This window comes from Sphingomonas paucimobilis NBRC 13935 (assembly GCF_000739895.2).
In the GTDB taxonomy this organism is placed as follows: Bacteria; Pseudomonadota; Alphaproteobacteria; order Sphingomonadales; family Sphingomonadaceae; genus Sphingomonas; species Sphingomonas paucimobilis.
The window spans coordinates 270,079-283,639 of record NZ_BBJS01000030.1 but is presented as its reverse complement, the minus strand read 5'-3'; the positions used below and the strand labels follow the sequence as shown (position 1 = coordinate 283,639).

Annotated in this window: 8 protein-coding genes; 5 read left to right on the top strand and 3 right to left on the bottom strand. The window is 66.6% G+C overall.

Annotated features, from left to right (window positions below; genetic code table 11):
- Positions 1-44: 44 nt before the first annotated feature.
- Entirely contained in the window at positions 45-947 is a 903-nt protein-coding gene (locus SP6_RS10855; RefSeq protein WP_007405022.1) for a LysR family transcriptional regulator, read from the top strand.
- Positions 948-1,109: 162 nt separating this feature from the next.
- Complete coding sequence (locus SP6_RS10850; protein ID WP_007404892.1) at positions 1,110-4,400, top strand: hybrid sensor histidine kinase/response regulator; 3,291 nt, start codon at positions 1,110-1,112, stop codon at positions 4,398-4,400.
- 135 nt (positions 4,401-4,535) lie between these two features.
- Here the strand turns inward: SP6_RS10850 and SP6_RS10845 are convergent, their stop codons facing one another.
- Complete coding sequence (locus tag SP6_RS10845; RefSeq protein ID WP_037568550.1) at positions 4,536-5,171, bottom strand: response regulator transcription factor; 636 nt, start codon at positions 5,169-5,171, stop codon at positions 4,536-4,538.
- The gene (gene acs / locus SP6_RS10840; RefSeq protein WP_007404949.1) at positions 5,168-7,093 is read right to left on the bottom strand and encodes an acetate--CoA ligase; all 1,926 of its coding nucleotides are present in this window, start codon (positions 7,091-7,093) and stop codon (positions 5,168-5,170) included. Before acs ends, SP6_RS10845 begins: the two co-directional genes overlap by 4 nt.
- A 176-nt stretch (positions 7,094-7,269) precedes the next feature.
- Here acs and SP6_RS10835 point away from each other — a divergent pair, with 176 nt between their 5' ends.
- From SP6_RS10835 to SP6_RS10825, 3 genes are all read left to right on the top strand, one after another.
- Positions 7,270-8,727 carry a DcaP family trimeric outer membrane transporter gene (locus SP6_RS10835; protein ID WP_007404902.1) on the top strand — a complete coding sequence of 486 codons (1,458 nt, stop codon included), beginning with the start codon at positions 7,270-7,272 and terminating at the stop codon, positions 8,725-8,727.
- Between the two features lie 16 nt (positions 8,728-8,743).
- Positions 8,744-10,408 (top strand): MFS transporter, encoded by a 1,665-nt coding sequence (locus tag SP6_RS10830; RefSeq protein ID WP_007404925.1) that lies wholly within the window; start codon positions 8,744-8,746, stop codon positions 10,406-10,408.
- A gap of 100 nt (positions 10,409-10,508) precedes the next feature.
- Complete coding sequence (locus SP6_RS10825; protein WP_007405029.1) at positions 10,509-11,189, top strand: haloacid dehalogenase type II; 681 nt, start codon at positions 10,509-10,511, stop codon at positions 11,187-11,189.
- Between the two features lie 69 nt (positions 11,190-11,258).
- On the opposite strand, the gene katG is transcribed toward SP6_RS10825, so the two are convergent.
- Complete coding sequence (gene katG, locus SP6_RS10820; RefSeq protein WP_037568498.1) at positions 11,259-13,526, bottom strand: catalase/peroxidase HPI; 2,268 nt, start codon at positions 13,524-13,526, stop codon at positions 11,259-11,261.
- Positions 13,527-13,561 lie beyond the last annotated feature (35 nt).

Sequence of the window (13,561 nt, the reverse complement as noted above, 5' to 3'; positions counted from 1 at the left end):
CGGAATCTTGGTGCCGGGGCTATAGCGAGCGGCTATAGCAAGCCATGCCCACGCTGCGTCAGCTCGAATATCTGGTCACTATCGCGGATACCGGCTCCTTCGCGCTGGCCGCGCGCGTCGCCAATGTCTCGCAGCCGACGCTGAGCCAGCAGGTGCGGGCGCTGGAGGAGCGGCTGGGCGCCCGGCTGCTCGAACGCAGTGCGGCGGGGGCGGTGCTGACGCCTGTCGGTCGCAGCATCGTGGCGACCGCACGCCGCATGTTGAGCGATGCGAGCGATATCGTCGCGCTGGCGGCGGGATCCTCCAACAGTCTTACCGGCACGTTGAAGCTGGGCACCACGCCGACGCTGGGGCCCTATCTCCTGTTGCCGATCATCGCCGAGTTGCATCGCATGGCACCCCATCTGCGCCTGCATGTGCGTGAGGGGATTCCCGACGAGCAGATATTGGAGCTGTCGCGCGGCAATATCGACGTCGTGCTCGGGCCGCTGCCGATGACGGGCGACGATTTGACCATCGAACCACTGTTTCGCGAGCCGCTGCATCTGGTCGCGGCGCTCGACCATCCGATCGATGCGGGCGCGGAGGTGTCGCGCGAGGTCCTGACCGGTAGCCCGCTCCTGACCCTCGACCCACGTCATCACCTCGCCCGACAGGCCGCGGACGTCGCCGAGCAATATGGGATGACGATCGCGCCGGACTATTACGGCACCAGCCTGGAAAGCCTGCACCAGATGGTGGCGAGCGGGCTGGGGTTGGCGCTTCTGCCCAGCCTCTATCTGCGATCCATGGGCGGTGCCGCGGGGTTGAAGATCCTACCCGTCCAGGGCTGGCAGGTTCATCGATCGATCGCCATTGCGTGGCGGCGGCAATCCCCGATGAGCGCGGCCTTCAAACTGATCGCCGACCATGTGCAGAGCTGCGCCAGCCGGTTGCTGGCGGCGTAATCGGGGATCGTCGGCTTCGAGCCTCGCCCAGGGCGTTCCGCCCGATCGGAAAACGCGCTTGTCATCATCGCGCTCTGGTCTCAATTGATGACAGGCGCAAAGGCGGATGGCCGTCGCGCCCAGATATGATCGGGGGAGGATAGGGGACTGAGCGGGCTGGTCTTGTTCCTGATCGCGGTGGCCTATGCCGGGCTGTTAACCGGCGTGGCTTTTCTCAGCGAGCGGGCGCGGCTGCGCGGCGCGCGGCGGCGGATCGTCTATACGCTCGGACTGGCCGTCTATTGCACGAGCTGGACCTTCCACGGCGCGGTCGGCAGCGCGGTGGCGACCGGCTGGGCCTATCTGCCTATCTATCTCGGCCCCATCCTCGTCTTTCTGCTGATGCCGGGCTTTCTCGCGCGGCTGGTCAAGGCGGCGCAGGAGGAAGGGGCGACGTCGATCGCGGATTTCATCGGCGCCCGCTTCGGCAAGAGCCGGGGCGTCGCGGCGCTGGTGACCATTCTCGCCTTGTTCGGCACGGTGCCGTATCTCGCGCTGCAATTGCGATCGGTGGGCACCACCTATGCGGATCTGACGGGCAGCGCCAATAGCGGCGGGCCGATCGTCGTCACCGCGATCGTGCTGGCGGGGTTCGCCATGCTGTTCGGCAACCGGCGGCACGAGCGGGCGGGGGGCAATGACGGCGTGCTGGTCGCCGTGTCGATCGAGTCCGTCGTCAAATTCGCGGCCTTCGTGGCGATCGGCCTGTTCTCGCTCGTGCTGATCGCGCAGGCCGTCCCCGCCGACCGCACGGCCGCCGTCACGGCGCTGGCGGGGCGGTTCGCACCAAGTGCGCTCGATGCCAATTTTGTCGTCATCACGTTATTGGCGGCGGCGGCGATCATCTGCCTGCCGCGCCAGTTCTTCGTCGGGGTGGTCGCGGCGACCTCGCCCAGCGATCCGATGGCCGCGCGCTGGCCGCTGATCGCCTATCTCTCCGTCATTGCGCTGCTGGTGGTGCCGATCGCGTTGGCGGGTTTCCTGGGCACGATGGCGATTGCCGACCCCGATCTGCTGGTCATCGACATGCCGCTGGCCCGCGGCGAATCCTGGCTGGCGCTGCTCGTCTTTCTGGGGGGCTTCTCGGCCGCTACGGGCATGGTCCTCGTCGAGACGATCACGCTGGCGACGATGGTGTCGAACGATCTGGTCGGCCCGATCCTGCTGCGCTCGCCTCGCCTCGCCAAGGCATCCGATATCGGCGGCGCGCTGCTCTGGGTTCGCCGCGTGGTGATGCTGCTGTTGATGGCGGTGGCGTTGGCCTATGCCTTGGCCATTCCGCCCGAGCAGCGGCTGGCGGCGATCGGCCTCGTCGCCTTTGCCGCCATGGCGCAGTTCGCGCCCGCGCTGATCCTGGCGGTCCGGGCGCGCGGGCATGATCCGGTATCGGCTAAGGCGGGGCTGACGGCCGGATTGGCGATGTGGGCGATCATGCTGTTCGTGCCGACGATCATCGGTCGCCCAATCCTGCCGCATATCGGCATTGCGGGCCTTGATTTCGTGTCGGAGGGAGCGGTGGCCAGCCTGCTGGTCAACCTGCTCGTCCATGGCGCGGTACTCGCGCGGCGCATCCCGGCGCCGCGATTGGTCTTCCACCGGGGCGACCGGATCGCGACGATCCGCAACCGGAGTGATCTGATCCGGCTGGCCGGACGCTTCGTTGGTATGGACCGCGCCGTCGCGGTGCTGGGAGAAGGCGAGCGCGTCGACCAGCAGACCGCGCGTCGTGCAGAGCGGCTGATCGCGGAGGTGGTGGGCGCACCCTCGGCCCGCGTGCTGGTCGCCTCCGCACTTTCAGGCGCGGCCATGTCGGTCGACGACGTCACCCGGATGCTGGACGAAAGCGGGCAGAGCCTGCAATTCTCCAAGGGGCTGCTGGCGGCGACGCTCGAGAATATCGATTCCGGGGTCAGCGTGGTCGATGCCGATCTGAACCTGATCGCCTGGAACGGGCGCTATCTGGAGCTGTTCGATTTTCCGCCGGGGCTGATCCGGGTCGGCGCACCGATCGCCGACGCGATCGCCTTCAACGCACTGGCCGGCGAGTGCGGGCCGGGCGAGGTGCGCGACCATGTCGAGCGGCGGCTGGCGCATATGCGGCGCGGCACCCCGCACAGCTTCGTCCGCATCCGTCCCGATGGGCGGGTGCTCAAGACGGTCGGCGGACCGATGCCGGGCGGCGGCTATGTCATGAGCTTTACCGACACGACCGCCGAGGCGGCGGCGCTGGCGGCGGCGGAGGCGGCGCGCGATGCGCTCGAGACCCGCGTCCGCGAACGCACCGCCGCGCTGTCGGAGGCCAATGCGGCGCTGGCCGCCGCGACCCGTGACAAGACGCGCTTCCTCGCGGCCGCCAGCCATGACCTGCTCCAGCCGCTCCATGCGGCGCGTCTCTTCGCGGCGGCGCTCGCCCGCGAGCGGGAGGAGCCGCTGGTCGAGCGGATCGATCGTTCGATCGTCGCCGCCGAGCAATTGCTGCGCGCGCTGCTCGACATCTCCAAGCTGGATGCGGGTGGGATCGTCCCGAACCCGACGCGCTTTCCGCTGCGTGCGCTGCTCGACGATCTGGTTGCGGGGTTCGGCGGGCAGGCGGCGGCGAAGGGGCTGCGGTTGCATGTCGGGGGACCCGATGCGGTGGTCGAGACCGATCGTGTTCTGTTGCGTCAGATCGTTCAGAACCTGATCGGCAATGCCGTCCGCTATACGATGTCGGGGGGCGTGATCGTCGGCGTGCGGCGGCGCGGGCACTTCGTATGGATCGAGGTGATCGATACCGGCCCCGGCATCCCCGAGGACCGGCGCGGGGTGATCTTTCGGGAGTTCGAGCGGCTGGATACCGGCGAGGATGCCGGCGTCGGCCTGGGGCTGGCGATCGTCGAGCGGACCGTGCGGCTGCTGGGCCTCACCCTGAAGTTGGACAGCGTGGTGGGGCGGGGGAGCCGTTTTGCCCTGTCGCTACCCATCGCCGAGACGACGGTGGATGGAGCGGCGGTGAAGCGGCCCGATGCTCAGGATCGGATGACACTATCGCCGACGCCGCGCCTGACGCTGCTCGTCGTCGATGACGATCCGGCCGTGCGCGGGGGCATGGAGGCGTTGTTGGGGCGTTCGGGCCATGCGGTTCGGGCCGTCGCTGACGGGGCAGCGGCTAGGGTGGCGGCGAAGGGGATCGACGCCGCGCTGGTCGATTATGATCTCGGCGAGGAGGACGGCCTGACTCTCATCGCCGAATTGCGCCGACATGCGCCGCTGCTCCCCGCCATCATCATCACCGCGGATGGCAGTCCCGCCCTGGCCGAGCGGGCGGCGGCGTCCGGGATCGCACTGTTATTGAAGCCGGTCGATCCGGTTCTGTTGGAGGAGTGGCTCTCCGGCGTCGTGCAGGATCGACACGCAGAAAATCCTTCCCTGTAAGGGGAAGGGGACCATGCGAAGCATGGTGGAGGGGTGTCAGCGCTCGTGAGGAAGTCGGTCCTGGCCAGGGGCGACACCCCTCCGTCAGGTCTTCGGCCTGCCACCCCCCCCTTACAGGGGAGGAAGTTTTGGAAACTAAACCCCGTGGCCTGCCGTCTCCAGCCCCAGCGCTCGCGCGGCCAGCGCGGCCTGGGTACGGTTGCCGACGTTCAGCTTGCGCAGCACCGAGGTCATATGCGTCTTCACCGTCGCCTCGCTGATGCTGAGATCAAAGGCGATCTGCTTGTTGAGCCGCCCCGCCAGAACCCCGATCAGCACGCGGAGCTGGGTCGGAGTCAGCGAGGCGACGCGCTCGGCGATGTCGTGATCGGCGGCGCTGGTGTCGATCGCCATGCGCTCACCGGCGAGCGCCGCGCCGATCGCGGTCTCGATCGTCTGGAGGCTCTCGTCCTTGCCCAGAAAGCCGACCGCGCCGAACCGCGCGACCTGCGGCCGGGCGGCGGCGAGGTCGGCGCTGGAGATCACCAGGATCGGCACCGCCGGGACCTCCGCGTGGAGCAGCGCGACCGCCGAATAGCCGACCGCGCCCGGCATGTTGAGGTCGAGCAGGATCAGCGCCAGATCTTCCCCCGCCTCGCGCACCACCGCCCCGGCGCGGTCGAGGGTCCCGGCCTCGACCACATCGGCGTCGGGCGCGATCCGGCTAACCGCGATCCCCAGCGCCTGGCGAAACAGGGGATGGTCGTCGGCGATCAGGATCTTTCGCGTCAGTGGACCCGCTCCGCGACCAGCGTGTCGACCACCGAAGGATCGGCTAGCGTCGAGGTGTCGCCCAAATTGCCGGTGTCGTTCTCGGCGATCTTGCGCAGGATACGCCGCATGATCTTGCCCGAACGCGTCTTGGGCAGTCCGGGCGCGAATTGCAGCGCGTCGGGGCTCGCGATCGGGCCGATTTCGCGGCGCACCCATTGGCGCAGTTCGTCACGAAGCGCGTCGCCAGGCTCCTCACCGGTGTTCAGCGTGACGAAGGCGTAGATGCCTTGGCCCTTCACGTCGTGCGGCATACCGACGACGGCGGCCTCTGCGACCTTGGCATGGGCGACCAGCGCGGACTCGACCTCGGCGGTACCCATGCGGTGACCCGACACGTTGATGACGTCGTCGACCCGGCCTGTGATCCAGTAGTAGCCATCCTCGTCGCGGCGGCATCCGTCGCCGGTGAAATACTTGCCGGGATAGGTGGTGAAATAGGTCTGGAAGAAGCGCTCATGATCGCCCCATACCGTGCGCATCTGCCCGGGCCAGCTATCGGCGATGACGAGATTGCCTTCGACCGCGCCGTCCAGCACCTTGCCCTCGGCATCGACGATCTGCGGCAACACGCCGGGTAGCGGCTTGGTCGCCGAGCCCGGTTTCAGGTCGGTCGCATAGGGCAGGGGGGCGATCAGGATGCCGCCGGTCTCGGTCTGCCACCAGGTGTCGACGATCGGGCAGCGTCCGTCCCCGGCGACGCGCCAATACCATTCCCAGGCTTCGGGGTTGATCGGCTCGCCGACCGTGCCGAGCAGACGCAGGCTCTGGCGCGAATGGCGCGTGACCCAGTCGTCGCCTTCGCGCATCAGCGCGCGGATCGCGGTGGGTGCGGTATAGAGGATGTTAACGCCCAGCCTGTCCACCGTCTCCCACAGCCGGCCATGGTCGGGATAGCTGGGCACGCCGTCGAACATCACCGTCGTCGCCCCATTGGCGAGCGGGCCATAGACGACATAGCTATGCCCGGTGACCCAGCCGATATCGGCGGTGCACCAGAAGATCTCGCCATCGCGATAGTCGAACACGTCGCGGAAAGTCTGGGTGACCCAGAGGAGATAGCCGGCGGTGGTGTGGAGCACGCCCTTGGGCTTGCCGGTCGAGCCGCTGGTATAGAGGATGAACAGCGGGTCCTCGGCCGCCATCGGCTCGGGCGCGCATTCCTCCGACGCGGCGGCCAGCGCCTCGTCCAGCCACAGGTCGCGGCCTTCGGTCATCGCAATGTCCTTGTGCGTGCGGCGCAGCACCAGGACGCGCTCGACCCCCGGACATTTCTCTAGCGCAGCGTCGACATTGGCCTTGAGCGGGATGCGCTTGCCGCCCCGGCACCCCTCGTCCGCCGTGATGACCAGCTTGGAATCACAATCCTGGATGCGATTGGCGAGGCTGTCGGGCGAAAAGCCGCCGAACACGATCGAATGGATCGCGCCGATACGGGTACAGGCGAGCATGGCGGCGGCCGCCTCGGCGACCATCGGCAGATAGAGGGTGACTCGGTCGCCCTTGGCGACGCCATTGTCCTTCAGCACATTGGCGAAGCGACAGGTCAGCGCATGGAGCTCGCGATAGGTCAGCGTCCGGCTCTCGCCGGGTTCGTCGCCCTCCCAGATGATCGCCGGCTGATCGCCGCGCGTCGCCAGATGCCGATCGAGGCAATTGGCCGACACGTTGAGTTCGCCGTCGTCGAACCAGCGGATACGGAAATCGGCCTCGTGGAACGAGACGTCCTTCACGCGCTCAAACGGGGTTATCCAGTCGAGCCGCTTGGCCTGGTCGCGCCAATAGCCTTCAGGGTCGGTGGTCGCGCGCTGGTAGCGGCGTTCATAGTCTTCGCGATCAATGCTGCCGGCCGGAGCGTTCGGCGCGGGGCGGACATCAGCCATGATTCTCTCCTTGCCCCAAATCTCTCGCAGCCGGGGGCGGGGGGTCAAGCCGGACGACCGGGCCGGGCCCTACGACTTTGGTCGCATTTACCCGCGCACCCTTCATCCCCCACGCTACGCGATATGGACCGAGCCCCGATCATGAGGGCCGGCCGAACCACCAAGGAGAGGATCGCGTGCAGAAAGGTGCATGGCGAGCGCGCCAAGTCGCGTGGTGGACGGGTGTCGGGCTGGCGGCGAGCGTGCCGGTGCCCGTCATGGCCCAGACCGCGCGAGAGGCCGAGCTGGAAGCGCGGCTCAAGATGTTGGAGCAGGCCGTTCAGGATCTGCGCGCCGAACTTCGCAATCGGCCGGCGGCGCCCGCAACCGGCCCCGTCGCGATCACCCAGGTCGCACCGAGCGGGACGGGGGCAGGCGCCTCCACCACAACGCCCGCCATCGCCGCCCAGACCGGTCCGGCACCGCAGGGCCGCCGTTCGGAAAGCAGTGTCGGAGCATTGGCCGCAGCCCCCACCGATGGGTTCCGGGTCGGCAACACCACGGTCAAGATCGGCGGCTTCGTCCGCCTCAACGTGATTGGCAGCCATTATAATGCGGGCGAGGTCGCGGTCGGCGGGCTGGGCAAGGAATTCTTCCTGCCGCAGCAGATCCCGGTCGGCGGCAATTTCTCCAGCCAGGACCTCCTCTTCTCGGCCCGGCAGACGCGATTGTCGGTCAGCACCGCGACGCCGGTCAATGGCATCGAGGCCAAGACACTGGTCGAATTCGACTTCGCGCTCGCCACAGCGCCGGTCGGCGCGCAGCGGGCGACCAATCCCTATGTGCCGACCTTCCGGCGCGGGTTCATCGAATATGGCGGCCTGCTGGTCGGACAGGAATGGTCGACCTTCCAGAATATCGGCGTGTTGCCCGAGACGACCGATTTCGTCGGCCCGCTCGACGGCACGGTGTTCAACCGCCAGGCGCTGATCCGCTATTCGACGCCGCTGTCGAAGCAGCTGACGCTTCAGGTCGCGCTGGAGAATCCGGAGACCGAGACGGCGCTGCCGAACAATCCGGCGCTGGTCGATACCGATGACGACAATGTCCCAGACATCGTCGCCCGGCTCAACTGGAAACCCTCCTTCGGCGACTTCGCGCTAGCGGGTATCGCACGCCAGCTGCGGACCGAGACGCTGGGCGTCGGCGACACGGCCTTTGGCTGGGGCCTGTCCGGCTCGGGCAAGGTGCCGCTCAGCAAGCTCAGCGACCTGCGCTTCATGGTCACCTATGGCGACGGTATCGGTCGTTACCTGGGCCTGGGGTATGTGCCCGACGCGATCTATGGCGGGGCGGTCGGCAACCGGTTGCGCACGATCGGCAATTTCGCCGCCTTCGCCGCGCTCAAGCTGGGCTGGACGCCGACGATCCGCTCGACCTTCATGGGCAGCTATCAGGACGCGCGCTATCCGGACGGCTTCCTGCTGACCGGCCTGGCCAATGCCAAGGCGTATAGCGGGGCAGCCAACCTGTTCTGGTCGCCCGGCAAGGGCTTCGACATCGGCGTCGAATACCGACACGCGATCCGCGAGCTGACCTCGGGTGACCGGGGTGCGCTGGATCGCATCGAATTCGCCTTCAAATATGGTTTCTAGACGGAGGAGCGATCGCATGGCGACGACCTATGATAGCGGCGGGGCGCATGGCTCCGCCGTAAAGCAGAATGACAAGCTGGTGATCGGCGCTTCGTCGCTGGGCACCGTGTTCGAATGGTATGACTTCTATCTCTACGGCCTGCTCGCGACCTATATCTCGCGGCATTTCTTCTCGGGCGTGAACGAGACGACGGGCTTTATCCTGGCGCTGGGCGCGTTCGCGGCGGGCTTCGCCGTGCGGCCGTTCGGCGCGATCGTGTTCGGCCGGATCGGCGACATGGTGGGGCGCAAGAACACCTTCCTCGTCACCATGGGCATCATGGGCCTGTCGACCTTCGCGGTCGGCCTGCTCCCCTCCTATAGCACGATCGGGGTGGCCGCGCCGATCATTCTCGTGCTCTTGCGCATCCTTCAGGGGCTCGCGCTGGGCGGCGAATATGGCGGGGCGGCGACCTATGTCGCCGAGCATGCGCCCGCCGGCCGTCGCGGTCTCTATACCAGCTTCATCCAGACGACGGCGACCATGGGTTTGTTCGCGGCGCTTCTGGTCGTCATCGGCTTCCGTACCGCGCTGGGTGAGGAATTCTTCGGCGATCTGGGCTGGCGTCTACCCTTCCTGGTCTCGATCATCCTGCTCGGCGTGTCGATGTGGATCCGGTTGCAACTGTCCGAAAGCCCCGTCTTCCAGAAGATGAAGGATGAGGGCACCGTCTCCAAGGCGCCGCTGACCGAGGCATTCGGTCGCTGGTCCAACCTGAAGATCGTCCTGATCGCTCTGTTTGGCGCGGCGATGGGGCAGGGCGTCGTCTGGTATACCGGGCAATTCTACGCGCTGTTCTTTCTCGAAAAGATGCTGAAGGTCGATGGCGCGACCACCAACGTCCTGATGGCGGTGGCGCTCTTGTTCGGTACGCCTTTCTTCGTCTTCTTCGGCTGGCTGTCCGACCGGATCGGACGCAAGTCGATCATCATGACGGGCTGTGCATTGGCCTGCCTGACCTATTTCCCGCTTTTCGGTGCTTTGACCGACGCCGCCAACCCGGCGCTGGCCCGCGCTCAGGCGGCGTCGCCGGTCACGGTCGTCAGCCATGATGCGGACTGCTCGTTCCAGTTCGACCCCGTGGGCAAGAACAAGTTCGACGCGCGGTCCTGCGACATCGCCAAGTCCTTCCTGGCGAAGAACGGCATCAACTACACCAATATCGAGGCGCCGGCCGGTACCATCGCCACGGTGCGGATCGGCGGGCAGAGCTTCACGGCGCCCGATCCGGCCAAGGTGACCGGGGCCGAGCGTGCGGCTGCGATCACCGCCTATCAGGACCAGCTCAAGGCTGCGATCACGGCGGCGGGCTATCCGACCAAGGCGGAGGGGATGAACAAGGCCAAGGTCGTTCTGATCCTGTGGTTCATGGTGATCCTGGTCACCATGGTCTATGGCCCGATCGCCGCGCTGCTGGTCGAACTCTTCCCCAGCCGCATCCGCTACACCTCGATGTCGCTGCCCTATCATATCGGCAATGGCTGGTTCGGCGGCTTCCTGCCCACCACCGCCTTCGCCATGGTCGCGGCGACCGGTAATATCTATTACGGCCTCTGGTATCCGGTCGTGCTGGCTGCGATCACGCTGGCGATCGGCATCGTCTTCCTGCCGGAGACCTTCCGCCGCCGTATCGAAGACTGAGCGTGGGGAGCCGGCCGGTGCACTCCCGGCCGGCAGTCCCGGAAACTTCGCCTGCGCCGCCGAGTTGGTGGCGCAGTTTTTTATGTGAGAGGGCTCGCGTTTGACGAAACGTCCGCTGATCGTGTTCGACGTCAATGAGACCCTGCTCGACATCGACACGCTCGAACCGCTCTTCGCCCGCCTGTTCGGTGCTCCAGGGCGGATGCGGGAATGGTTCGCCCAGTTGATCCTCTATTCGCAGTCGCTGTCGTTGACGGGCTCCTATCTGCCCTTTGGAGAGCTGGGCGGTGGCATCCTGCACATGCTCGGCCGGATCCACGGTGTGGCTATTGCCGATAGCGATGTCGAGGAACTCAAGGGCCTGTTGCGCGACATGCCGGTGCACGGTGACGTCGCGGCCGGGTTGAGGCTTCTGCAAGAGGCGGGGTGTTCGCTGGTCACGCTGACCAATTCACCGAAGAGCAGCGGTCCTGATCCGCTCGACAAGGCCGGGCTTAGCGAATTGTTCGACAGGAAATTCACGGTCGATACCGTGCGCTGCTTCAAGCCCGCGTCTGCTACCTATGCGCTGGTGCAGAAGGAGATGGAGGCCGATCCGAAGACGACATGGCTGGTCGCCGCGCATGTCTGGGATACGATCGGGGCACAATCCTTCGGGTGGAAGGCGGCGTTGATCACGCGGGGTGTGAACGCGGCTATCCCTCTGGAAGGCATTCCGCAGCCGACGCTGATTGCTCGGGACATCTCCGAGACCGCGCAGGCGATCCTCAAGCTGATCTAAACTCTTCCGCCCCTGCACGGGGAGGAAATGGGGGGCCGGCAAGGCAAACCTCGCCGGCCCCCTTTTCGATCAGAAGCGATCGGCGTTCATGACCTTCGTCCATACCGCGACGAAGTCGTTCACGAACTTTTCCTTGGCGTCGTCGGCGGCATAGACCTCCGCCACGGCGCGCAATTCGCTGTTCGACCCGAAGATCAGGTCGACCGGCGTCGCCGTCCAGCGGGCCGCGCCGGTCGCTCGGTCCTTGCCCTCATACAGGCCCGGCGTCGCCGACTTGGACCACACCGTGTCCATAGTCAGCAAATTGACGAAGAAGTCGTTGCTGAGAGTCCCCGGACGGGTGGTCAGCACGCCGTTCTTCGACCCGCCGCTATTGGCGTTCAGCGCGCGCATCCCGCCGACCAGCACGGTCATTTCCGGCACGGTCAGGTCGAGCGCATCGGCCTTGTCGACCAGCGCCACAGGCGCGCTGACCTCCGCCTTGGGCCCGTAATAGTTGCGGAAGCCGTCGGCGACCGGTTCCAGATGGGCGAAGGAGGTGGGGTCGGTCTGCACCTGGGTGGCATCGACACGGCCGGGGGTGAAGGGGATGCTGACCGGAACGCCGCCGGCCTGCGCCGCCCGCTCGACCGCCGCGTTGCCGCCCAGCACGATCAAGTCGGCCATCGACACCTGGCGTCCGCTGCGCGCGAAATCCTTCTGGATCGCGGTCAGCCTGGTCAGCACTGTCTTCAGTTCGGCCGGATCGTTGACCGCCCAACCCTGCTGCGGATCGAGTCGCACCCGCGCGCCGTTCGCCCCGCCGCGCATGTCGGTGCTGCGGAAGGTCGAGGCCGAGGCCCAGGCGGCACGGATCAGCGCCGGACCCGACAGGCCCGAGGCGAGCACCATCGCCTTCAGTTTGGCCTGATCCTCGGCACCGATGGGTGCGAAGCTGGCGGCCGGAAGCGGATCCTGCCAGTTATAGGTCTCGCCCGGAATATCTTTACCCAGATAGCGGCCGCGCGGCCCCAGATCGCGGTGGGTCAGCTTGAACCAGGCGCGGGCAAAGGCCTGGGCAAACAGATCGGGATTCTTCTGCCAGCTTTCCAGGATCTTGCGGAAAGCGGGATCATCCTTCAGCGCCATGTCGGTGGTGAACATGATCGGTGCGTGGCGCACGCCGGCCAGATGCGCGTCGGGGACGAGCTGCGCCGCCGCCGGATCGGTCGGCACCCACTGGGTCGCGCCCGCCGGGCTCTTGGTCTTCACCCAATCGAAGTTCAGGAGATTGTCGATATATTGGGTGGTGAACTGGGTCGGCGTGGCCGACCAGGCGCCTTCGAGACCCGAAGTGATCGTGTCCTCGGCATTGCCCTTGCCACACTTGTTGGCCCAGCCCATGCCCTGCTGCTCGATCGCGCCGGCGGTGGGCTCGACGCCGAGGCAAGCCTTTTGGGCATGCGCGCCATGCGCCTTGCCGAAGGTATGGCCGCCCGCGATCAGCGCCAGCGTCTCCTCGTCGTTCATCGCCATGTTGCCGAAGGCGCGGCGGATGTCGGCGGCGGCGCCGATCGGATCGTGGTTGCCGTTCGGTCCTTCCGGGTTGACGTAGATGAGGCCCATGGTGGTCGCCGCCAGCGGACGCTTCAGCGAGCCGTCCGGGTTGGAGCGCTCGGTGCCCATCATTTTGGTCTCGGGGCCCCAGAAGACGACGTCGGGCTGCCAGGCGTCGACGCGACCGCCAGCGAAGCCGACCGTCTTGAAGCCCATATCCTCCAGCGCGACATTGCCGCTGAGCACCATCAGGTCGCCCCAGCTGAGCTTGCGGCCATATTTCTGCTTGATCGGCCACACCAGGCGGCGGGCCTTGTCCAGGCTGACATTGTCGGGCCAGCTGTTGAGCGGGTCGAAACGCTGCTCGCCACCGTCCGAGCCGCCGCGCCCGTCGCCCGCGCGGTAGGTGCCCGCGCTGTGCCAGGCCATGCGGATGAAGAAGGGGCCGTAATTGCCATAGTCGGACGGCCACCAGGGCTGTGAGGTGTGCAGGACCTTGCGGATGTCGGCCTTGACCGCCGCCATGTCCAGGCTGTTGAATTCCTTCACATAGTCATAATCGGCGCCGTACGGATTGGCGCGCGTGTCCTCATGCTGGCGCAGCGCCGTCAGGTCGAGGCGGCTGGGCCACCAGTCGCGGTTGGTCATGCCGCCGGGCTTGGCGACGACCGGCGCGGGCGGATCCTGGGTGACGGTCTTGGCGGCGGTGGCGGCCTTGTTCGGCTTCGGACCTTCGACCTGCTGCGGCGCGCCGGCGAGTGCGGCCGCCAGAGCGATCAGGGAAATGGGTGCAATCGGCATAAGACCCCTTTGATTGTCGTTTTCGTCAGGGGCCG